This is a genomic window from Dyella silvatica (genome assembly GCF_026283955.1).
GTDB lineage: Bacteria > Pseudomonadota > Gammaproteobacteria > Xanthomonadales > Rhodanobacteraceae > Dyella_C > Dyella_C silvatica.
The window spans coordinates 1-21928 of the sequence record NZ_JAPDPE010000096.1; the positions used below are offsets into that span (position 1 = coordinate 1).

Consider the following 21928-nt stretch of genomic DNA (forward strand, 5'->3'; position numbering starts at 1 on the left):
GACGCATTTCCCGCGCCGCGCCCTGCTACCCAGGCGCGTTGCCATGCTGGGTGCCGATCAAGCATGGATGGGCGACTACTGCAAAAGCATCATGCATATGAATTTTGCCGAAGACCGTGATATCGATACCGTCGAAGCAGTGACCGCAGCGCTGCAGCAGCTCGACCTGCCGTCGGCGCAGATCATCGCCAGCGCCCAATCGGATCAGCACAAGCATCGCTTGCGCCAGCAAACCGAAGCCGCTCAGGCACGCGGCATCTTTGGTGCCCCGACGTTTTTCTGTGGCGATGAAATGTTCTGGGGCAATGATCGTCTTGAAGATGCGCTGGCCTATGCTGCCGCGATGAACTACTGAACCAAAATGCTCCACCAGTGCGTGAAACAGGACATCACAAACGCAATGATAGGCTTTTGCCGCGCTTCGAGACGGAGGTTGTGAACCGGCTTTTCTGCTCTCACCAGTGGCTTACGTCGCGGCGCCGTCTTACTCATCACTTAAAAAGGCATGTTTATGAAGGACGTCTTTTTTGGTCTTGGGTTGCAGTACGACGAAGGTGTCCAGAGCAAGATCGCACTCAATGCGGCCTGTATCGCGGTTGAAGTACATAAGTCGGAACATTTCGACACCCTGTACTACCGCATTGGCCAGTGCGAACGCCTTAGCGTGCAGTGGCAACCCAGCCAAAAGTACGACAGCGGCATCACTCCCGCCGTCGCATTGAATACCGAGGGTTTGTTGGTTGAGGTACACAAGTCCGAACATTTCGACCACTTGTACAGCCGCATAGGCAGCATCAAAGGCGATGCCATCGAATGGGGCAGCAGCAGCAAGTACGATGGAGGCATCACGCCGCAGGTGGCATTGAATGATCGCGGCGACGTGGTGGAAGTACATCAATCAGGCTGGAATACCGGGCTATGGTGCCGCGTCGGCCGGTTGGAGCATCAAACGCTGCGCTGGAGCGCCAGCCAAAACTACGACACGGGCCGCAAACCCGCCGTAGCGATGCAACGAGATGGCACGGTGGTTGCGGTCCATCAATCGGCCGCTGATGACGGCAAGCTGCTCTACCGCGTCGGCCGAATCAACGGCACCCGCATCGACTGGGGCTATCCAACCCACTATGACAACGGTATCAATCCAGGCGTAGCGCTTACCGACGATGGTTTCGTCATTGCCGTCCACCAATCGGACAGCACCCTGGGCCGAGCCACCCAGCAACGTTGCGGACGCATTCACGGCAGCAGCATCGATTGGGTTGGCCCTTCGCGCCACTACGACGACGGCGCCGCCCCGGCCGTTGCCACCAATGGCAGCATCGCCATCCAGACCCGCCAGTCAGAAAACGCCGACACGCTGTGGTACTCCGCCGCCCTGGTCACCGACCGCGCCAGCTGGATGCAGGACCGCCTCGACCAACTCGGCGCCCGCACCCTTAGAACATTGATCCTGCCCGCGGCGCACGATGCCGCCATGTATACCAGCGGCGGCTGGGAAACCCTGGGTAAGACACAAGACCTCAGCCTGTTCGAGCAACTCGCCAACGGCATTCGCTATTTCGACCTGCGGCCGGGCTGGGATGGCAGCAGCTTTTACCTCTATAACGGCCCGATCAAGGGGCCGCCGATGGCCATGGTGCTGGAGGACATTCGCCATTTCATGAGCCGCGGTCACCGCGAACTGGTGCTGTTGAAACTCTCGCACTTCCATGGGCTCAACGCCGAGCTGTACCGCAAGATGATCCAGCAGATCAAAACCGCCATCGGCAGCTGGCTGTTTACCGCGCTGCCGACAGGCAAGCGGCTAGCCGATCTGACCTTGCGCGATTACACCGCCAGCAGCGGCCGGGTGCTGGTGCTTTGCGACGAACAATATCCGCTCAATCAGCCGGAGCCCGGCATCTGGGTGTATCGCGATTCGCAGGCCAATGATGTGGCGCGCGGCGACTTGCGCGTGTTCGACCAGTACTCCAACAGCATGAGCTACACCACCATGAAAGTGGATCAGCTGAAGAAATTGGAGCACTACAACGGCAAGTGCCTGAGCGCGCCAAGCCTGCCCTGCGATTTGTTCCTGCTGTCATGGACACTGACCCCGCCGACCGGCGTCTGGCTGGTATCCAAAGAGGCCAATCGAAATCTGGCTGGCGTCATCGCGGGCATCAAACCCAATAACCATGGCTATCTGCCCGGCCTGCTCTGTGTCGACTACGTGGAATATGCGCGAGCCACCGATATCGCCATCACTCGGCAACTTTCGTTGTCGCCGCAGATACAGGAGGTTGACCTGCTGGCTTACTCTTGAGCTTCTCGATATAGCCGACCTCGTTTGCCGATGCCTGGTTGCCTGGATCGAGCTTCAGGCATTGGCGGTACTTCTGTTGCGCCTCATCGAGTTGGCGCAGCTCCACCAGCACATAGCCCTGGCCGCGCAGGGCTCGGCAACGCTCAGGCGTCTCCTTGCTTTTATCGGAAATACCCGCGGTGTCCTCGGCCTGCTTGAACGCCTGCAAGGCTTTCGGCCAATCCTTTTGGCGTTCGTAGACGTTGCCCAGCTCAGACAGAAAACCCGAGCGCGCCGGTGCAAGCTTCAAGGCTTGGAGCAGGCTGGCCTCGGCCTCAGGCAGGTTATCGAGTTCTTCCAGCGCATAAGCCTTGAGGTAATAAGCCGATGACCAGGTCGGCTTGCCCAGCACCTGCGCATCGACTTTGTCTTTGGCGGCGGTGACCAGATACAGCAACGACTCAGCCGGCGATGTCGCGTTGTAGATGCGCTTCTTGCTATGGGCGTAGGCGCTTTCGTAGTTGTGGATGATCTGATCGATTGGCCCGGCCACGGCTTCGGCATGCTGTTTTGCCTTGACCAGCTCGGTCGCCCTGGCTAGCAGCAACTCTTGCGCGGCCTCGTCCAAGGGCGCGGGCGATGTCGCCACGCTGCTTGCGGCCGCCGGGCTGAGCGTATCCTGGCCCTGTACCACGCCAGCCAACGCCATCGATGCGGCCAACATCCATCCCGCTGATAACCACTTCATCGCGAACCCCCTGATCCGTTATCCCGATGCATCCTCTGATCGCCTTGCGCCGTAAGGTCAGTTCCCTGGCCAGCGGCAAATCAAGCTGCCGATTTCTATCACATCGAGCGGCCAAAGCGTCAGCCGATGCGCTTTCGGGTCACCGCCCGCACCTGCTTCACCAGCACGATTTAAGCTTGCGGATACCGTCGCGAATATCCTGTAGCTGCGCACCGCCATAGCCGAGAATCAGCCCGCCCCGCTCGGGCGGGTTCAGATAGCACAGCGACAAAGGCCTGACCGAAACACCTTTCTGCGCCGCCTTTTTAGACACCGCGACATCGCTGACGTCGGGCGGCAGCAAAGCCACCAGTTGCATTCCGGCCTCGGCGCCGATCACTTCTAACTCGTGCGGCACGTATTTCTGGATGGCTTCCAGCAAGGTCGTGCGCCGCTCCATATACAACCCGCGCATCTTGCGAATATGCCGCGCGAAATGCCCTTCGCGGATGAAGTCGGTCATGACAACCTGATACAGCGTGGAAGAAAACGTATCCGCGGCATCGCGGCCGGCATAGAACGCCGCGACCATATCCTTTGGCACCACCATGTAGCCCAGGCGCATGGCCGGGAACATCACCTTGCTGAAGGTGCCTAGATAGATAACCCGATCCTCGGTATCCAGGCCCTGCAACGAAGCGATCGGCCGGCCACTGAAGCGATATTCGCTGTCGTAGTCATCTTCGATGATCCAGGCATCGTTTGCGGCCGCCCAGCTCAGCAATTGCAGGCGCCGGGTGGCACTCATCGTGGTGCCCAGAGGAAATTGATGCGACGGTGAAATATAAGCGGCCCGTGCGCCACGCCCGCGCCGAATACCCTCCGCCACGTCCAGCCCCTCGTGATCGACCGGCACCGGGATCAGTTGCGCGCCCGCCGTCTTGAACGCTTGATGCGCGCCGGGATAACCCGGCTCCTCCATCCACACCAGATCCTTGGCATCGAGCAAGACATGGGCACAGATCTGCAAACCCTGTTGCGACCCTGTCGTCATCACGATCTGCGAGGCCTCGCAGCGCACCGCGCGAACGGTGCTCAGATACTCGGCAATCGCCTCGCGCAACGGCAGGTAACCCATCGGGTCGCCGTAAGCCATCACCTCGATCGGCGCGTGGCGCGCATGCCGGTTCACCAGTTTCGACCACGTAGCCAGCGGAAAATGATCCAGCGCCGGCAAGCCGACGCGAAACGCCCCTAGATTGCTCAACCAGGTTTGCGGCGGCCCATGCATGAGCGCCGCGCGCTGGGAAATCCTGCGCGGCGCGCTGTGTCCGGCGACTTTCGGCGGCGCACTCCATGCCTTGGCACCCGAGGGCTTCGATGCCCCACCCGGTATCGAGCTGGCCACGCAGGTGCCCGCGCCGGTGAAGGTCTCCAGATAACCTTCGGCATACAGTTGCTCATAGGCGCTGAGGACCGGAATCCGCGAGATCTTCAGCTCATGAGCCAGACTGCGAGTAGACGGCACCCGTTGCCCTGGCCGTAGTTGCCCATCGATGATCGCGCGCCGAAACCAATCGGATAACTGCTGATACATCGGCGTGCTGCTTTTCGCATCGAGTGCGACCGGCGGAAGAAAACTGGCAGCGATAGGCTTCATCCCAGACACCCCAAAGTGGTTATATCGAATCATATCGAAGTGGTTATTCCAGTAAACCACTATCTGGCTTAATTTCGCGCCACACAATCGGACTCTGCAGGAAGGTGGGTTATGACTGCACGCAAGAACATTCGCTGGGCCTGCGCGTTCTGCGCAGTCTGCTGTCTCGTGGGCTTGGGCCCGGTGTTCGGGCAAACCAGCGCGAATCAAACCGCCGCGGCTAGCGCAAAAACCACCGCCGACAGCCGCTCATCGGCCACCAACACCTATCGCGATGGCCAGCATGATTTCGATTTCAACCTGGGTCGCTGGAAAACCCATATCAAGCGCATGCAACACCCGCTCAGCGGTTCCGCCGAATGGGTCGAGCTCAACGGCACGGTCGACGTGCGCAACGTCTGGCAGGGTCGGGGCAAGCTGGAAGAGATCGAGGCCGATGGTCCCGATGGTCATTTCGAAGGCCTGACCTTGTTCCTCTACAACCCCAAATCGCACCAATGGAGCCAGACCTTTGCCAGCAGCGACGACGGCACCCTGGGCCCACCGGCGGTGGGCGAGTTCAAACAAGGGCGCGGTGAGCTCGTCGATCAGGAGCCATTCGAGGGCAGAACCATCCTGGTTCGGGCCACCTGGTCCGATATCACCCCAGACGCGCATCGCTTCGAACAAGCCTTCTCCGATGACGGCGGCAAGACTTGGGAACCTAATTTCATCGCGACGTTGACACGAGCTAAGTAATGAATCTGATGCAACGGCTGGGAATGTGTTTTTTGCTGTGCTTGTCGATAACCTACTTTGCGCATCCCCTGCCGGCCCATGCGCAATCCACCAACAATGCATCCGGCATCGAAACACGGGCCGATGCCTGGTGGACCGGCCCGATGTTGGCGAACTCCGCCGAGACCTTGCCGCCCGGCCACTTTCTTTTCGAGCCCTATCTATACGACGTCAGCTCGACCCCTGCGGACAGCTTCGGCTCGCGCGCCTATGTGCTCTACGGTCTGGCCGACCGCTTCACCGTCGGCATGATCCCGATCGTCGGCTACAACCGGGTCAGCAACGGCCCGAGCAGCTCCGGCGTGCAGATGGGCGATCTCATCCTGCAGGCGCAGTACCGGCTTACCCAGTTTCATGAAGGCAGTTCGATGCCGACGATCGCCCTTCAATTACAGGAAACCCTGCCGACCGGAAAGTACGATCGACTAGGCAGCCGCCCCAGCAACGGTGTCGGCAGCGGCAGCTACAGCACGACCCTGGGCATCAATTCGCAAACCTATTTCTGGCTGCCGAACGGCCGCATCCTGCGCATGCGCTTCAATGTCACCCAGTCGTTTTCGCGTAGCGCGAACGTGACCGGAGTGAGCGTTTACGGCACCGATGCCGCCTTTCGCGGCAACGCCAAACCCGGCAGCGCGTTCTATGCCAATGCGGCATGGGAATACAGCCTGACCCAGCGCTGGGTACTGGCGCTCGATGCCATCTACAGCCACAACCACAACACCCGCGTCAGCGGATACGACGTGCTCGGCATCGGCAGCACGCAAGATGCGCCACGTGTCCGCTTCAATTCCGGCTCCAGCGCGGCATTCGGCTTCGCCCCGGCGATTGAATACAGCTGGACGCCCAATCTTGGTGTGCTTCTGGGCAGTCGCTTCATTCTCGGCGGCCACCGCAGTCACTCTTCGATCACGCCGGCCATCGCGATTAACTACGTCCACTGAGCCGGGATCGGAAACCCGCGCTGCTTCGACGTCGCTGCGGCATTTAAATGCCGACAGGCACCAGGTGATGCCGATGTCTTTGAGGTAGGGCGGTAACGAATCCATGGCTTAATCGCTGTGCTGATCCAGGCCGCTGACATGATTTTTCCGAGGTCTTTCGCGCTATACAGAGCGCGGTCCGCCATGGCAACTAGCGCCGATTCATGCGTTGTCAAAACGGCATCGACACGATGGCCAGGCCATGGCAAAACACTGAAAAGCAGCGCAAAAAATATGTGCATGCCATCTCCGCCGCAACGGCGCGCTCGCTTGAAGTTCGCTAAAGACGGTGATCGTTGGTGCGGCCGGCTGAAGCCGAACCGATTAAGACAGCAAACCATGCGATAAGCAGCTAGCTGATGTTATCCACGCCAGCTGCCGTAACCCCATCGCCACCTGCCAGGCCTCGGTCAGGCATCATGGATGCAGACAGCTCCCCCCACCCTGTTCAGCAGAGGAAGACTTCATGCGTCAAGTCGTTTGCGGTACCACGTTAGCCTTGCTGCTCGCCGCATCGGGCGCCGCAGCGGCGCAAGATGTGCAGCGCTATAAGATTCCCGACAGCAGTTTCCCTATTTCAGCCGCGGTGGAAGTACCGGCCGGCAAAGCCACCATTTATGTCAGCGGCAATGTGCCTCCGGTGATCGACGCCAAGGCGGCTACAAACTCGGTCGCGGCTTATGGCGACACCAAGACCCAGACGATCGGCGTACTGACCGCTATCGAGAAACAACTCAAGAGCATGCATCTGGGCATGGGCAACGTAGTGAAGATGCAGGTGTTCCTGGTCGGCGATGAAAGCCATGGCGGGCATATGGACTTCGACGGCTTCATGGCGGGCTATACGCAGTTCTTCGGCAGCAAGCAGCAACCCAAGCTGCCCGCACGCTCGGCCTTCCAGGTCGCTGCGCTGGGCAACCCGGGCTTTCGCGTCGAGATCGAAGTCATCGCCGTACGTCCGTAACCACGCAGCCGCAGCCGAGCCTGGCGAAATACCCGGCGCGCCGGCAGCGGGCTAGTAAGTCAGCGGGCCATGATGGCTTGGGGCAATGACCTCAAGCCATTCATGCCGCCCGACAGAAGACTGCGCAAGCACGCGCATAAGCGCCCTCACTCCGACACCTTGATCAAGCGGTCTTCGCCGGCGTAAAGCATGCGGGTAGGCCCACTCGCGTCATCGACGCTGAATACGGCCTCTTCGCCACTATAGCGATCGACAAACTTGCCCATCCCCAGCGGGATAAACACATTCTTCTTGCCGTCCGTCAAATCCTCCATCGCCAAACCATCATGGGCGTCGACGCTGACCGTGAAATAGTGATTCTTTTCCTCCGCGTGCTGATACTTGCCGGCATAAGAAGCAAGCGTGGCCTTGCTCAAGTGCACTGCGGTAACGGTGGTGGGCGCGAACAGATCTAGACGATAGTGATCGGAAAGGGCGCGGATCATTTCATTGCGCGGAAGGCGCCCGTTATCGGAATTCGTCATCAGCACAAGGCCGAGATCCTGATTAAAGAAATAGAACATTTCGTTCTTGAACCCGGCATTGCTGCCGCCGTGACCAAACAAGGCGTGGATACCCTTGCCTTGAAGCTCCAGCCCGAGGCCGTACTCATCGCCACCACCCGGCTTCATGCTGGCGATGCGCATCTGCTCGGCCATCGCCTTGGGCAGGTATGAGCCCTCGACACCACGCAACGAGTTTTGCACGGCAAGACAGAACGTCGCCAAGTCGCCGGGTGTTGTCCACAGTCCGGCCGGGGCGAGTTCGGGATAAACGTGCCAGCCGCCCGCATAGGCTTCGCCACGGAAGTTATATGCCAGGCTCATGTGCGTGCCGGGATACGGATCAAACGAACTGTCACTCATCTTCAGCGGCGTCAGCACTTCATCCTGCATATAACGCTCAAACGATTCGCCGGATACATCCTCGACCAGCTTTTGCAAGACCACATAACCACCGCCCGAGTACGAGTAGCGGGTGCCGGGAATGGCCTCGACTACAAGCTTGGGACTCTTGCCTTCGCCGTTGAGAACGCCGATGGCATCGGGAATCTTCTCCGTCTTGTCATAGCCGGGAAAACCATCGACGTTCAAACCCGCCGTGTGATTAAGCAGCCGGCGTATGCTCACCTTCTCCGATTGGGTGAACGCGTTGTCAGGGATTTTCCAACTGCGCAGGTAGTCGTTGACGTTGCGGTCCAGATCCAGCCCCTTCACCAGCGCGAGCTTGAGCACGGCGACTGCGGTAACCGATTTACTGATGGAAGCGGATTGAAACTTCGTGTGGATATCGACCGGGACATGGTTTGCGACATCGGCGAATCCGTAAGCTTTCTGCCACACGAGCTTACCGTCCTTGATCACCGCGATGCTCATGCCAGGGACGTTGAACAACTTCATTCGATCAAGCACGTTGTAGGTCTTCGCTGTCTCGCCTCGAACCAGCACACGCGGCACCAAGCCATTCTCGATCTTGTGGATGTCCCGTTCGGAGAGGGCTTGTTGCGCATGGCAAACAAAGGTGGCGAGACTTAGCAACGCCAGGGCTAACGTCTTCAAACGATGCACTCCTGAACCAGGTGGACATGCCAGGGCAGCATCGTATGACAACTATGCCAACGGTTTGCAGCCCGACCGTTGAAATGAAGCGCATCAGGCCGATTTGGATCGAGGCGAGCAGCACCTGCTTATCGGCGATTGCCGTTCAACGATGTTCAGCGTGGCTAGCTGGCGTCACGGCGTTTGGATCAATCCGGACATTCGATCTACGGGCACGTCGCTACAGGCAGCTCATCATGCCGGGCCCCTATCGCCGGCATCAGCACGGTAAACCCGCCTGTCTTTGAAGTACCGCCGCCTCAGTTCATTGGCCCACGCCGAGGAACAAATCCAGGCACGCCGGTCTGTACCACGGCGTTCAGTCGGATGCTGGTCGCCATGCGATGTTGCAACTCCTGCATGGCGTCGTCAGGCAGCCATGAAATGTCGAAGTTCTCGCTGATATGAGCCGGATTGGTTGACGTCGTCAGGAACGCCGTACCGCGCTGTACCGCCCAGGCCAACGCGACTTGCGACGGCGTCTTGGCGACCCGCTGAGCGATCGCAATGATCACCGGGTCGTCGGTTATCTTCGGCTCCATGCCATGCCCCAACGGTGCGAAGGCGAGCAACACGATGCCCTGCTGCTGACAGAAATCGAGCAGCTCCCACTCGGGCAGATAAGGATGGCACTCGACCTCCACCACAGCGGGCCTGATGCGCGCGACCGCAACGACTTCTTTTAGCTTCTCCAGCGTAATATCCGACAACCCGATGGACCTGCACCTGCCTTCGTCCACGAGGCGCTCCATCGCCCGCCATGTCTCAATCAGCGTTACCCCCGTGTCGTAGATCGGCTCGCCACGTTCGTCCCTGGGATCCAGTTCGTCACCAGGCTGGAACGCAAAGGGCGTATGTATCAGATAACAATCGAGGTAGTCGAGCTGCAAACGACGAAGGCTTGCCTCGAAGGCCGATTTGACGCGCTCCGGGCGGTGATTGTTGTTCCATAGTTTGCTGGTGACGAAGAGCTCCTGCCGGCTCACTGTTCCGGCTTCAAAAGCCTCCCGCATCACGTCACCGACCACATCCTCGTTGCGGTAGAGCTCGGCGCAATCAAGGTGTCGAAAGCCTACTTCCAGTGCGACTTTAATCGCCTGCCTGGCCGCGACAGGGTTGGCAATCAAGGTGCCGAAGCCCGCCGCCGGGATGGCTCCAGCCCCCTGAGCAAGCGCCATGCTTGTACTAGAAAAACGTGCAAAGGCATTCATGTCTCTATTCTCCTGTCCTAGCCTGCCCGCCGACCCATCTTGCGCGCGGATTCCGCCGCATTGAATTTTGTACATATTCGAATAATAATCACTCGAAGCTCACAAGATCAATATTTTTATGCAATCCGGAACAAAAAAAGACCCGGCCGAGAAAAAACCACGAGGGCGGCCACGCGCCTACCAGCCCGAAGCCGCCCTGCTGCAGGCAGCGCAGGTGTTCTGGAAAACCGGCTATGCCGGCACTTCGCTCGATGACATTGCCAGCGCCACCGGCATGAACCGGCCAAGCCTGCGTGCGGCGTTCGGTGATAAGCGTGAGATCTACATCAAGGTGTTAAGCGACTACTGGGCGCGCAAATTTACGGCCATGCATAAAGCACTCGATAGCGACGGCAGCTTGGCCGAGGCCTTGATGAGGGTTTACGACGCCGCGCTATCCATTTACTTCGCGGGCGACGATCAGGCGCTGGGATGTTTCGTGCTCGGCACCGCCATCACCGAAGCTCCCGGCGATGCCGAGATCAAGAGCATGCTGACAGAGGGCTTTCATACACTCGACGCTAACTTCGAGGCGCGCTTCAAACGGGCACGTGCTAGCGGGGAGTTGAAACACGATGCCGATCCCAAGGCGCTTGCCCTGCTCGCCGCCGCGACGATGCAGAGCCTGGCTATCCGCGCTCGTACCGGCACCTCGCAGAAGGAGCTGAGAAAGCTCGCGCAGAAAGCGGTAAGCGTCATCTGCGGATAACCGATTGATACCCACTATGCCTGCAAGCGGAACATGGCTTGCTTTCAGGGCTGAGCACGCCCCCTGCCTGAGTTCGCGAGGTCTGCGTTGACTAACCAGCTCCCCGATATCATCGCCAGAGATCTCAAGGTGCTGTTCTGCGGGATCAACCCTGGCATGACAGCGGCTGCGACGGGGCATCATTTCGCTGGTCGAAGCAATCGCTTCTGGCGCGTCATTCATCTGGCCGGCTTTACCCCTGATGAAATTTCGCCCGAGCAAGACCGCGCGATACTCAAGTACGGCTACGGCGTGACATCGGTGGTAAAGCGCCCAACGGCGCGCGCAGATCAGCTTTCGCCCGAGGAATTTATCTCTGCCGCCGCCGAATTCGAACAGAAGATCGCATACCATGCGCCACGCGTTGTCGCCTTTCTGGGCAAGGCGGCCTACGCCGGGCTTTCAGGTCAACAAGACATCGCCTGGGGCTTGCAACCGACACGCATGAAGGGCGCTGTCGTTTGGCTGCTACCCAACCCCAGCGGTAGAAACCGTTCATTCGGTCTCGATCGTCTGGTCGAAGCGTACCGCCAGCTTTATCTAGAGGCAGTTGCCCACTGAATCATGCTTCGGAAAGTACTACAGCCCCGAATACATCAGTGGCGCCTTGTTGGTCTGGGCCGCACAGCACGGCATCCGAATCGACCACATCCAGCCGAGCAAGCCACAGCAGGATGCCTACGTTGAACGCTACAACCGGACAGTGCGCTATGCATGGCTTGCACGAACCCTGTTCGACTCGATCGAACAGGCGCAAGACATAGCCACTCGTTGGCTATGGAGTTACAACCATGAGCGCCCGAACATGGCGCTCGGCGGCATCACCCCGATGCAGAAACTGGCCCTTGTCGCCTAACTCCACTTTTGGCGTCAGTTAAAAGCGGAGGATTACCGAAGGGCTTGCTCGGAACCGCCTCCAAATGTCGATGCGTAAGTCGTCGGAAGTTCCAGTCAGGATTGCGATCGATAGAATACGTGGAGCCCGCGCCAAGTCCCTTTGCCTGTTTCCACGCTAAACTCGATAAGGATCGAAGCTAAGTACGTTTATGGGGGGACCGCTAATGACGCCGGAGGGACGCGCTCGGGAAAAGATCGACCGGAAATTGCAGGACGCAGGTTGGGAAATCCAGGACATCCAGTCGATCAACTTGGGCGCCGCCAGCGGCATCGCGGTACGCGAATACCCCACTGATACCGGCCCGGCCGATTACCTGCTGTTCGTGGACCGTCAGCCAGTTGGCATTATCGAGGCCAAGCGCGACGAGTCCGGCGAAAACCTCACCGTGCACGAAGCCCAGACCGAGCGCTACGCGGCCTCCCAACTCAAGTGGCGCAAGGACAGCGCCCCCCTGCGCTTCCTGTACGAAAGCACCGGCCAGATCATCCACTTCACCGATGCCGGCGATCCGCACCCACGGGCGCGCGAAGTGTTCCATTTCTTCCAGCCACAGACGCTGGCCGAATGGGCGGCCCAGCCCGACTCCCTGCGCCACCGCCTGGCGACGCAGATGCCGCCGCTGCCCACTGAAAAGCTGCGCGATTGCCAGATAGGCGCCGTCACCGGCCTGGAAAAATCGCTGGCGATGGCCAAGCCGCGCGCGCTGGTGCACATGGCCACCGGCGCCGGCAAAACCTTCACCGCCATCACCTCGGTCTACCGCCTGCTCAAGTTCGGCGGCGCCAAGCGCATCCTGTTCCTGGTCGACACCCGCAACCTCGGCAAGCAGGCGCACCAGGAGTTCATGGCCTACACGCCACCGGATGACGGTCGCAAGTTCACTGAGCTGTACAACGTGCAGCGCCTTGCCTCCAGCCGCATCGACCCGCACGCGCAGGTGTGCATCAGCACCATCCAGCGCATGTACTCCATCCTCTCCGGTGAGGCCATCGACGATTCCGCCGAGGACATCTCGCTGGCCGAGCTGCCTGCGGGCGCCAAGCCGGCGCGCGAGGTTCGCTACAATCCGGGGGTGCCGATTGAGACCTTCGATTTCATCGTCATCGACGAGTGCCACCGCAGTATTTACAACCTGTGGAAGCAGGTACTGGACTACTTCGACGCCTTCCTAGTCGGCCTCACCGCCACGCCGGACAAGCGCACCTACGGCTTCTTCAACGAAAACGTCGTCGCTGAATACAGCTACGAGCAGTCGGTGATCGACGGCGTCAACGTGGGTTACGACGTCTACGAAATCGAAACCCAGGTCACCAAGGCCGGCGCCGAGGTGAAGGCCCAGGAATGGGTGGACCACCGCCACCGGGAAACCCGCAAGAAGCGCTGGGCCGAAACGGAAGAGGACACCGACTACACTGGCAAGGAGCTGGACCGCTCCGTGGTCAACCCCAGCCAGATCCGCACCGTGATCCAGGCCATGAAGAGCGCGGTGGAAAACGCCCTCTTCCCCAGCCGGCAGGAGGTGCCCAAGACGCTGATCTTCGCCAAAACCGACAGCCACGCGGACGACATCATCCAGATCGTCCGCGAGATCTACGGCGAGGGCAACGCGTTCTGCAAGAAGGTCACGTACCGGGCCGAGGACGACCCGGACACCGTGCTCTCCAACTTCCGCAACGACTACCACCCACGCATTGCCGTCACGGTGGACATGATCGCCACCGGTACCGACGTGAAGCCGCTGGAAATGCTGCTGTTCATGCGCGACGTGCGTTCCAAGGGCTACTACGAGCAGATGAAAGGCCGCGGCGTGCGCAGCCTGGACTACGAATCGCTGAAAAAGGTCAGCGGAAGCGCCGACAGCGCCAAGACCCGCTTCGTACTGATCGACGCGGTGGGCGTGGAAAAGTCGCTCAAGACCGAGAGCCGCCCGCTGGAGAAGAAGCCGGGCGCCAGCCTGGACCAGTTGCTCAAGAGCATCGCCGTCGGCGGCCGGGACGAGGACACCGTCCTCAGTCTCGGCAACCGTCTGGTGCGCATGGCCAAGCAGCTGGACGACAAGGCGCAAGCACGCATCATGCAGGCGGCCCAGGGACTCAGCCTGCGCGACCTGGCGCGCGGCCTTATCGAAGCAGTGGACCCGGACCGGGTGGTGGCCGATGCCCTTGACGCCGCCAAGACTGCAGGCATCACCAGCAGTGAGGTCACGCTCACCCCGCGCGAACTCGACGCTGCCCGCGAGCAGCGCATTGCCACCGCCTGCCAGCCCTTCGACGATCCGACCCTGCGCACCGCCCTTGAAACCGCGCGTCGTGAGCATGAGCAACTGATCGACCACATCAACCTCGATCAGGTCACCTTCGCCGGCTATGGCGCACAGGCCGAGGCCAAGGCGCAGGCCACCGTGCAGGCCTTTGCGGGTTACCTCAACGAGCACAAAGATGAAATCGCCGCGCTGGGCTTCTTCTACGCCCAGCCCTACCAGCGCCGCCCGCTCACCTTCGCCATGATCGAAGACCTGCACGAGGCGTTGAGCCGCCCGCCGCTGATGCTCACCACCGAGCGCCTGTGGTCCGCCTACGCCCGCGTACAGGCCAGCAAGGTGAAGGGTGCCGACACTCGCCGCCAGCTCACCGACCTTGTGGCGCTGGTGCGCTTCGCGCTGGGGATGGACGACGAGCTCAAGCCCTTTGCCGACAGTGTGGACAAACGGTTCCAGACCTGGATCCTCCGGCACAATGCGCAGCGCGCCACGTCGTTCTCCCTAGAACAGACCGAGTGGTTGCGGCTGATCAAGGACCACATCGCGTCCAGTTGCGCCATCAGCCGTGACGATTTCGACTACGCGCAGCTCGCCGCCAAGGGCGGGCTGCAAAAGGCGTGGCAGGTATTTGGCGAGCAGCTCGATGGGCTGCTGGCGGAAATGAATGAGGAGTTGGTGGCTTGAACGATGAAATCGCCGGAAGCATTCCAAAGTCTTGGGAGCTTGTGGAGCTAGCTGATGTCTGCTCGAAAATTACAGACGGGACACACAAGACACCCGACTACCAACAGAGCGGCGTTCGCTTCATATCGATAAAAAATATCAAGCCGTTTGAACCGGTTAACTGGGATGCCTACGAAAGGTTCATCTCTGAGGCAGAGCATCGCGAACTCATCAAACGATGCAAGCCGGAGTACGGGGACATCCTCTTTCCTAGGATCGGAACTCTTGGGTACGCGAAGAGAGTGGATTTTCACGAAGAGGTGTCGATCTTCGTTGGCCTTGGACTGGCAAAACCAATCCGAGAAGCAGTGCTTCCCCAGTACCTGGAGTACTGGCTGAATCATCCAACGATAGACAAGCTTTCACGGGAGCTCGCTAACGGCTCGGGACGTTTAACGCTCCCCCTTGAGGAATCAAAAAAGTTGCCCGTGCCGATGGCCCCATTGGCTGAACAGACACGCATCGTCGAGAAGTTAGACGAAATACTGTCCGATCTCGATGCCGGCGTAACCGAGCTGAAGGCTGCGCAGCGCAAACTGGCGCAGTACCGCCAGTCGATACTGAAGGCCGCCGTGGAAGGCGCCCTCACCGCCGACTGGCGCGTCGCCCGCGCGCGCTCCGGCGAACTCCGGGAAACCGGCGCCGACCTGCTCCAACGCATCCTCACCGAACGCCGCGATCGCTGGGAAGCCAAACAACTCGCTAAGTACGCCGAACAACGTAAGACCCTACCCAAGGGCTGGCAAGCCAAATACCTCGAACCGACTGAACCCTCCTACGAAAATCACCTCTCACTGCCTCCAAGCTGGGCATCGGCAACGGTTGATCAAATTTCGATCGCCCAAAAATACGGCTCGTCCTCGAAGACGAACGAAGATGCCGGCGGCGTTCCTGTCCTTCGGATGGGAAACATTCAAGAGGGCCGACTGGACCTGAACAAGCTGAAATATCTTCCGAAGGATCACCAAGAGTTCCCGGACCTTCTATTGGAAGACGGCGACCTGCTTTTCAATCGCACCAACAGTCCCGAACTGGTTGGCAAGACGGCCGTGTATCGCTCTGAGATTGCGCCCTGCTCTTATGCCTCGTATTTGATCGCAGTGAAGCTGACCCCTTCGTTCTTTCCAGAATTTCTCTCCGCATTCATTAACTCAGTTTACGGGCGTGCATGGATCAAGGGGGTCGTGACTCAGCAGGTGGGCCAGGCAAACGTAAATGGTTCAAAGCTTGCCGCGCTGGCTGTGCCACTGCCTCCCCACGACGAGCAGCAAGAAATCATGTCTCGCCTAGATGACCAGTTGCGAGCTTCATTTCATGAGCAAGCGATGATCGAGCGAGGCTTGAGGCAAGCAGCAGCTCAACGCAAAAACATCCTCAGAGCCGCCTTCGCAGGCCGACTTGTGCCGCAGCACCCCAACGACGAACCCGCCAGCACACTGTTGGAGCGCATCCGCGCCGAGCGCGCCAACCAAACCGGCGCGGCCAAGCCGCGCGGCCGGAAGCCTAGGACCACCGCATGAACAGCAACACCCTCGTCCAGAAGATCTGGAACTTCTGCCACACCCTGCGCGATGACGGCGTGGGCTACGGCGACTATCTGGAACAGCTCACGTACCTGCTGTTCCTGAAGCTCGCACATGAGTACGCGCAGCCGCCGAACAACCGTGACACGCACATCCCACGCAGCTGCGGCTGGACCACGCTGCGCAACAAGACCGGCGAACCGCTGGAGGCGCACTACCTCACCGTGCTGCACAAGCTCGGCGAGGAGCCGGGCATGCTCGGCGCGATCTTCTTCAAGGCGCAGAACAAGATCCAGGACCCGGCCAAACTGAGCCGGCTTGTGCAAATGATCGACGCGGAGAACTGGCTGAGCCTGAACGCCGACGTCAAGGGCGACCTTTACGAAGGCCTGCTGCAGAAGAACGCCGAGGACACCAAGAGTGGCGCTGGCCAGTACTTCACCCCGCGCGCACTGATCGAAGCGATGGTGGAGTGCGTGAACCCCGAGCCGCTGAAGACCGTGGCGGACCCGGCCTGCGGCACGGGCGGCTTCTTCTTGGGCGTGCATGCCTGGCTCACCCGGCCGGGCATGAAGCTGGACCGGAAGCAAGCGCGCTTCCTGCGCCACGACACATTTCACGGCAACGAGATCGTGCCTAGCACGCGCCGCATGTGTCTGATGAACTTGTTCCTGCACAACATCGGCGAGCTGGACGGAGCCCCTGCGGTGGAGCGTTCCGATGCGCTGATTTCCGAGCCGTACAAGACTTTCGACTACGTGCTGGCCAATCCGCCCTTTGGCAAGAAGAGCAGCATGACCATCACCAACGAGGACGGCGAGGAAGACCGCGACGCGCTGACCTACGAGCGCCAGGACTTCTGGCAGACCACCTCCAACAAGCAGCTTAACTTCCTGCAGCACATCGTCTCGATGCTCAAGACCACCGGCCAGGCCGCCGTGGTGCTGCCGGACAATGTGCTGTTCGAAGGTGGTGCCGGCGAGAAGATCCGCCGCAAACTATTGGAAACCTGCGACGTCCACACCCTGCTGCGACTGCCCACCGGCATCTTCTACGCGCAGGGCGTCAAGGCAAATGTGCTGTTCTTCGACAACAAGCCCAAGGACGGCAAGGTGCACACCAAGGGCGTGTGGATCTACGACCTTCGCACCAACAAGCATTTCACCCTGAAGACCAAGACGCTGAAGCGCGACGACCTGCGGAACTTTATCGACTGCTACCACCCGGCCAACCGCCACAAGCGCAAGGAAACCGAGCGCTTCAAGTACTTCGACTACAAGACGCTTGTCGCCCGCGACAAGGCCAGCCTCGATATCTTCTGGCTCAAGGACGACACCCTGGACAACCTCGATGACCTGCCGCCGCCGGACGTGCTGGCGCAGGAGATCGTGGAGCATCTTGAATCAGCGCTGGCGTCGTTCCGCGAAGTTGCAGCAGCGCTTCCGCGAAGCAGCGATCAGTAGTTCGACGCCCAAAGAGGACTATCCATGGCATTTTTTGAAGTCGCCGACGACCGCCTTTCCAGGCTCCTCCCTACTAGCTTGGCCGATGCGCAAATTCGCGAACGGCGCGACCTGCAAAGGCTGTTGCGCGCGCACTTGAATCAGCTTCTACCAGACCTTCTGGTTATCTCGGAAGAGTTTGGAGACTGGGACGACTCGAAACGCAGGGTGGATCTGCTTGCTGTCGACCGCATGGGTAACTTGGTTGTGATCGAGCTCAAACGTGGGGACACTGGCCATCATATGGATCTACAGTCCATTCGCTATGCGGCGATGGTGTCTACCATGACGTTTGCGCAGGCCGTGGATGCATATCGGATTTTTCTTGGTCCTAGCGCTGGAGCAAGCGCGCAGGACATGCTGCTGGAGTTCCTCCGATGGAGCGAGCCCAATGAAGATGATTTCGCCCAAGACGTGCGCATCATCCTCTTTTCTGAGGACTTCTCGCGCGAGCTCACTAGCTCAGTACTGTGGCTGCGCGACAAACGCGTGGATATCACCTGTTTCAGAGTCAACGCATACCAAGTTAGCGATCGATTGCTGTTGGATTTCAATCAGATCATCCCTTTAAGGGAGGCCGAAGAATTCCAGGTCAAGGTGCGGGACAAGCAATTGGTTGAGAACGAAGCGCGTCGCGAACGGGTGCCTTGGAACGGTGAGTTCTATGCCAATTATGGCAATGATACCGCTCGCTCATGGGAAGATGCTTGTAAGTACGGGTTTATCAGCGCCGGTGGAGGGCACTGGTTTACACGTACTTTGAACCTACTGACACCGAGCGCTCGAGTATGGATTAACCGACCAGGCGTTGGGTACCTAGGCGTCGGAGTAGTAACAGGGGAGCCAACATCCGCCCTGGATTTCATGGTCGATACGAAGCAAGGTCGACGCCGCTATATCGACTTGGACACCGTGAACGAGGTAATACGCGGTCATGCCGATAGCACTGAGACGATGGAGGTGTTCGTGCCAATCAAGTGGCTCGCCACCGTTCCTGAGACTAAGGCTATCCGAGAGCCGGGCCTGTTCGGCAACCAAAATTCTGTAGCGAAACCAACTGTGGTCTCGTGGCCACATACGATCGAACGCCTCATGGATGCATTCGGACTAGTTGGTTGATTGGACCCTGAGTTACTGCCGCTAGCAATCGCCCGTGGCCTCGTCGCGACCATGAGCAGCCTTCAGCCCCATGGCCAATACCAGTGGGGTATTCAGCGTCGACCGGATTCGGTGCTCAGTTGGACCAGAATCCGCACTCGCTGACGATCAGCTGCCCCATATCGCCGCTATTGCGATGACGTATTGGGGACGCGCTCGCCCTCGCCAAGTACATGGACTGACAGTCTAGTCACGGCAAACCATTTCTCACCGCTTTTTATATTTGTATGACTATACAATTTTTCTCAACGATTCAAGAGAGGAGAAAAAGAAAAAGCCCCGTAAAAACGGGGCTTTTCCCACTTTATTTCACCACCCTTGAAGATATGCGCCTCAGAACGGGATATCGTCGTCGTCAAAATTGTTGTCGGCCGGCGGGGGTGGGGCCTGGCGCGAGGAGCCGCCCTGATCGTTGCCGCCGCGCGACTGACCGCCGCCGTAATTGCCGCCACCTTGGCGTTGACCGCCACCGCCGCCTTGCTGCGAACGCTCGCGATAGCCACCACCGCCACCGCCGCTGCTTGCACCACCGCCGCCACCTTCATTACCGCCGAGCATTTGCATCTCGTTGGCGATGATGTCGGTGCTGTAGCGTTCGATGCCGTCTTTATCGGTGTATTTATCGGTGCGCAGCGAACCTTCGATATAGACCTGGCGGCCCTTTTTCAGGTATTCGCCGGAGATCTCGGCGAGGCGGCCGAACAGCTTCACGCGGTGCCACTCGGTGCGCTCTTGCTTTTCGCCGCTCTGCTTGTCGGTCCACTGCTCGGAGGTCGCGATGCGCAGGCTGGTGATCGCGCTGCCGCTGCTGGTGTAACGGGTTTCGGGGTCGGCGCCGAGGTTGCCGACGATGATGACTTTATTGATACCGCGTGCCATGGATGTATGTCCTCTTAGAGCCGGCTGTACGTTCTCGCGCTGGTTACGGCCGGGATGGGTGAATGGCCGAGTATCTTAAAGCAGCGTCGCATGGAACGGGAGCGGGAATTGATCGCCAGCGGGTGTAGGCCCGCCACGCCTTGCTGTGTGGGGCTTTGACGTCTGCCTATGGCTAGCTGAACAGCTGAACGGAGGCGATGGACGGGGCGCCAACACAGCGCAAAGGGGCATCCGCCGGAGGCCGATCAGGCCAGAAACCGGTAGCCCACGCCCGGCTCGGTGCGCAGCCAGCGCGGGGTGGCAGGGTCGTCGCCGAGCTTTTGGCGCAGTTTGCCGATCACAATACGCAGATAGTGGGTGTCCTCGACATGGGTTGCGCCCCACAGCTCGCGCAGAAGCTGCTGCTGGGTCACCACCCGGCCGGCGTGGCGCAGCAGCATGGCCAATACGGCGTATTCCTTGCGGGTCAACGACAGCGGCGCGCCGTCGAGACTCACTTCGCGCTGGGCCAGGTCGATGCGCAGGCGGCCATCGTCGTAACGTGGCGGGGTGTCGACTTCGCCGGGGTGGTTGCGCAGCATGGCGCGCAGCCGTGCCATTAATTCCTGGATACCGAAAGGCTTGGTGACATAGTCGTTGGCACCGGCGTCGAGCGCGCGCACCTTTTCTTGCTCGGTATCGCGCACCGACAACACCAGCACCGGAATTTGGCTCCACTGGCGCAGCTCGGCCAGCACCTCGTGGCCTTCGCGGTCGGGCAGGCCGAGGTCGAGGATGACCAGATCCGGCGCACGGGTGGCGGCCAGCGCCAGGCCATCGGCGGCGTTGGCTGCCAGCAGCACCTCGTAACCTTCGGCGCGCAGGCCGATATCGAGGAATTTGCGGATCTGCGCCTCGTCGTCGATCACCAAGACGCGAGGGATAGCGGTAGTCATCAGCTATTTTCTGGCGGCGCCGGCAGCGGCAGAGTGATACGAATGGTGGTGCCAATGCCATCGCCGGGCAAGGCCTCGACGCTGCCGCCGTGGGCGCCGATCATGCCGCGACAGATCGCCAGCCCCAGGCCGGTGCCTTGCGGCGCACGGTCGCCACGGGAGACGGAATAAAACATGTCGAAGATTCGCGCCCGCTCGTCTTCCGGAATACCCGGGCCGCGATCGCTGACGTCGATCTGCAATTTATCGCCCACGGTGCGCACCAGCACTCGCACGGGTTGATCCGGCGGCGAGAAGCGGGCGGCATTTTCCAGAATATTGAACAAGGCCTGCTCGATCAGCGCCGGATGCACAAATAGCAGCACGGTGTCGTGCGGCAAGGTGGTTTCCACCCGCAGCTCGGGGAACATCTTGCGCAGACGGCTGACCGACGCCGCGACGATTTCGTCGGCATCGGTCCAGTCGCGGTTGAGCTTAAGCGTGCCGTGGCCCAGCCGGGTCATATCGAGCAGGTTCTGGATGTAGCGATCCAGTCGCTGGCCCTCACCGAGTATCGATTCCAGCAATTCGCGCCGTTCTTCGCGCGGCAGCTTGTCGCCGTAGCTGGTCAAGGTGCCGGCGGCACCAATCATCGAAGCCAGCGGTGAACGCAGGTCGTGCGACACCGAGGAAAGCAGCGCATTGCGCAGGCGTTCGGTCTCACCCTGCACTCGGGCACCTTCCAGCTCATCGGCCAGACGCGCGCGTTCCAGCGCCTGGCCGATGTCTTGCGCCATGGCTAGCGCCAGGCTGCGCTGGTCAGGGCTGGGCTCGCCGACTTCGGCGGGAAAGCGCAACGCGACCACCCCCAGATGGCGCCCTTCAGCGCCCAGCGGCAGCATCCAGCAGGGCGCCGCATTCAAGGTGTCGGTGTAGCGGCCGGCCTGCTCGGCGTGCTGCTCGCACCACTCCGCGGCAGCGAGGTCTTGCGGTATCAGCTTCAGATCGCGCGGCGCGGTCGCGGCCGCATGCAGGAGCTGA

The 21928-nt window shown here is 60.1% G+C and carries 18 protein-coding genes and 1 pseudogene; 12 read left to right on the top strand and 7 right to left on the bottom strand.

Annotated elements, in window-relative coordinates; genetic code table 11:
* Together OUZ52_RS16900 and OUZ52_RS16905 are read left to right on the top strand one after the other, a co-directional pair.
* Positions 1 to 355 (top strand): 2-hydroxychromene-2-carboxylate isomerase (locus tag OUZ52_RS16900; RefSeq protein WP_266159713.1); only part of this gene is annotated, 355 nt, incomplete at its 5' end.
* Between the two features lie 156 nt (positions 356 to 511).
* Positions 512 to 2305 (top strand): PI-PLC domain-containing protein, encoded by a 1794-nt coding sequence (locus OUZ52_RS16905; protein WP_266159714.1) that lies wholly within the window; start codon positions 512 to 514, stop codon positions 2303 to 2305.
* On the opposite strand, the gene OUZ52_RS16910 is transcribed toward OUZ52_RS16905, so the two are convergent.
* Both OUZ52_RS16910 and pdxR read right to left on the bottom strand, forming a co-directional pair.
* Positions 2244 to 3032, bottom strand: a complete 789-nt coding sequence (locus OUZ52_RS16910; RefSeq protein WP_266159715.1) for a tetratricopeptide repeat protein — start codon at positions 3030 to 3032, stop codon at positions 2244 to 2246. The two genes, OUZ52_RS16905 and OUZ52_RS16910, sit on opposite strands and share 62 nt — an antisense overlap.
* A gap of 157 nt (positions 3033 to 3189) precedes the next feature.
* Positions 3190 to 4671 carry a MocR-like pyridoxine biosynthesis transcription factor PdxR gene (gene pdxR, locus OUZ52_RS16915; RefSeq protein WP_266159716.1) on the bottom strand — a complete coding sequence of 494 codons (1482 nt, stop codon included), beginning with the start codon at positions 4669 to 4671 and terminating at the stop codon, positions 3190 to 3192.
* 111 nt (positions 4672 to 4782) lie between these two features.
* Here pdxR and OUZ52_RS16920 point away from each other — a divergent pair, with 111 nt between their 5' ends.
* The 3 genes from OUZ52_RS16920 (at position 4783) to OUZ52_RS16930 (ending at position 7395) form a co-directional block, all read left to right on the top strand.
* Positions 4783 to 5409: a hypothetical protein gene (locus OUZ52_RS16920; protein ID WP_266159717.1), complete on the top strand. Its 627-nt coding sequence runs from the start codon at positions 4783 to 4785 to the stop codon at positions 5407 to 5409.
* Positions 5409 to 6392, top strand: coding sequence for a transporter (locus OUZ52_RS16925; RefSeq protein WP_266159718.1), 984 nt, complete (start codon positions 5409 to 5411; stop codon positions 6390 to 6392). The genes OUZ52_RS16920 and OUZ52_RS16925 overlap by 1 nt, the downstream gene beginning before the upstream one ends.
* A gap of 505 nt (positions 6393 to 6897) precedes the next feature.
* A complete protein-coding gene (locus OUZ52_RS16930) occupies positions 6898 to 7395 on the top strand; it encodes a RidA family protein (protein ID WP_266159719.1) in 498 nt (165 codons plus the stop codon).
* A gap of 146 nt (positions 7396 to 7541) precedes the next feature.
* On the opposite strand, the gene OUZ52_RS16935 is transcribed toward OUZ52_RS16930, so the two are convergent.
* Positions 7542 to 8993, bottom strand: coding sequence for a serine hydrolase domain-containing protein (locus OUZ52_RS16935; protein WP_266159720.1), 1452 nt, complete (start codon positions 8991 to 8993; stop codon positions 7542 to 7544).
* 299 nt (positions 8994 to 9292) lie between these two features.
* Positions 9293 to 10243, bottom strand: coding sequence for an aldo/keto reductase (locus OUZ52_RS16940; RefSeq protein WP_266159721.1), 951 nt, complete (start codon positions 10241 to 10243; stop codon positions 9293 to 9295).
* 118 nt (positions 10244 to 10361) lie between these two features.
* On the opposite strand from OUZ52_RS16940, the gene OUZ52_RS16945 reads away from it, so the two are divergent.
* The 7 genes and pseudogenes from OUZ52_RS16945 to OUZ52_RS16975 all read left to right on the top strand — a co-directional run bounded on the left by OUZ52_RS16945 (position 10362) and on the right by OUZ52_RS16975 (position 19055).
* Positions 10362 to 10991 carry a TetR/AcrR family transcriptional regulator gene (locus OUZ52_RS16945; RefSeq protein WP_266159722.1) on the top strand — a complete coding sequence of 210 codons (630 nt, stop codon included), beginning with the start codon at positions 10362 to 10364 and terminating at the stop codon, positions 10989 to 10991.
* Positions 10992 to 11078: 87 nt separating this feature from the next.
* Positions 11079 to 11591 carry a G/U mismatch-specific DNA glycosylase gene (gene mug / locus OUZ52_RS16950; RefSeq protein ID WP_266159723.1) on the top strand — a complete coding sequence of 171 codons (513 nt, stop codon included), beginning with the start codon at positions 11079 to 11081 and terminating at the stop codon, positions 11589 to 11591.
* Between the two features lie 25 nt (positions 11592 to 11616).
* Positions 11617 to 11886, top strand: a pseudogene (locus OUZ52_RS16955) (integrase core domain-containing protein); the annotation flags it as partial.
* Between the two features lie 205 nt (positions 11887 to 12091).
* Positions 12092 to 14872 carry a type I restriction endonuclease subunit R gene (locus tag OUZ52_RS16960; protein WP_266159724.1) on the top strand — a complete coding sequence of 927 codons (2781 nt, stop codon included), beginning with the start codon at positions 12092 to 12094 and terminating at the stop codon, positions 14870 to 14872.
* Entirely contained in the window at positions 14869 to 16431 is a 1563-nt protein-coding gene (locus OUZ52_RS16965) for a restriction endonuclease subunit S (RefSeq protein ID WP_266159725.1), read from the top strand. Before OUZ52_RS16960 ends, OUZ52_RS16965 begins: the two co-directional genes overlap by 4 nt.
* Positions 16428 to 17897: a class I SAM-dependent DNA methyltransferase gene (locus OUZ52_RS16970; RefSeq protein ID WP_266159726.1), complete on the top strand. Its 1470-nt coding sequence runs from the start codon at positions 16428 to 16430 to the stop codon at positions 17895 to 17897. Before OUZ52_RS16965 ends, OUZ52_RS16970 begins: the two co-directional genes overlap by 4 nt.
* A gap of 24 nt (positions 17898 to 17921) precedes the next feature.
* Complete coding sequence (locus OUZ52_RS16975; protein WP_266159727.1) at positions 17922 to 19055, top strand: PDDEXK family nuclease; 1134 nt, start codon at positions 17922 to 17924, stop codon at positions 19053 to 19055.
* Between the two features lie 372 nt (positions 19056 to 19427).
* Here OUZ52_RS16975 and ssb read toward each other — a convergent pair whose 3' ends face one another.
* The 3 genes from ssb to OUZ52_RS16990 form a co-directional block, all read right to left on the bottom strand.
* The gene (ssb, locus tag OUZ52_RS16980; RefSeq protein ID WP_266159728.1) at positions 19428 to 19973 is read right to left on the bottom strand and encodes a single-stranded DNA-binding protein; all 546 of its coding nucleotides are present in this window, start codon (positions 19971 to 19973) and stop codon (positions 19428 to 19430) included.
* A gap of 245 nt (positions 19974 to 20218) precedes the next feature.
* Positions 20219 to 20908 (bottom strand): response regulator, encoded by a 690-nt coding sequence (locus tag OUZ52_RS16985; protein ID WP_266159729.1) that lies wholly within the window; start codon positions 20906 to 20908, stop codon positions 20219 to 20221.
* Positions 20908 to 21928, bottom strand: a 1021-nt coding sequence (locus tag OUZ52_RS16990) for a sensor histidine kinase (protein ID WP_266159730.1), incomplete at its 5' end; no start/stop codon positions are given. The genes OUZ52_RS16985 and OUZ52_RS16990, both read right to left, overlap by 1 nt.

Bases quoted from the DNA above. Each gene is read 5' to 3' on its own strand.
- OUZ52_RS16920 (WP_266159717.1), top strand. From the start codon at position 4,783: ATGACTGCACGCAAGAACATTCGCTGGGCCTGCGCGTTCTGCGCAGTC.
- OUZ52_RS16910 (WP_266159715.1), bottom strand. From the start codon at position 3,032: ATGAAGTGGTTATCAGCGGGATGGATGTTGGCCGCATCGATGGCGTTG.
- pdxR (WP_266159716.1), bottom strand. From the start codon at position 4,671: ATGAAGCCTATCGCTGCCAGTTTTCTTCCGCCGGTCGCACTCGATGCG.
- OUZ52_RS16930 (WP_266159719.1), top strand. From the start codon at position 6,898: ATGCGTCAAGTCGTTTGCGGTACCACGTTAGCCTTGCTGCTCGCCGCA.
- OUZ52_RS16940 (WP_266159721.1), bottom strand. From the start codon at position 10,243: ATGAATGCCTTTGCACGTTTTTCTAGTACAAGCATGGCGCTTGCTCAG.
- OUZ52_RS16945 (WP_266159722.1), top strand. From the start codon at position 10,362: ATGCAATCCGGAACAAAAAAAGACCCGGCCGAGAAAAAACCACGAGGG.
- OUZ52_RS16960 (WP_266159724.1), top strand. From the start codon at position 12,092: ATGACGCCGGAGGGACGCGCTCGGGAAAAGATCGACCGGAAATTGCAG.
- OUZ52_RS16985 (WP_266159729.1), bottom strand. From the start codon at position 20,908: ATGACTACCGCTATCCCTCGCGTCTTGGTGATCGACGACGAGGCGCAG.
- ssb (WP_266159728.1), bottom strand. From the start codon at position 19,973: ATGGCACGCGGTATCAATAAAGTCATCATCGTCGGCAACCTCGGCGCC.
- OUZ52_RS16905 (WP_266159714.1), top strand. From the start codon at position 512: ATGAAGGACGTCTTTTTTGGTCTTGGGTTGCAGTACGACGAAGGTGTC.
- OUZ52_RS16975 (WP_266159727.1), top strand. From the start codon at position 17,922: ATGGCATTTTTTGAAGTCGCCGACGACCGCCTTTCCAGGCTCCTCCCT.
- OUZ52_RS16970 (WP_266159726.1), top strand. From the start codon at position 16,428: ATGAACAGCAACACCCTCGTCCAGAAGATCTGGAACTTCTGCCACACC.
- OUZ52_RS16925 (WP_266159718.1), top strand. From the start codon at position 5,409: ATGAATCTGATGCAACGGCTGGGAATGTGTTTTTTGCTGTGCTTGTCG.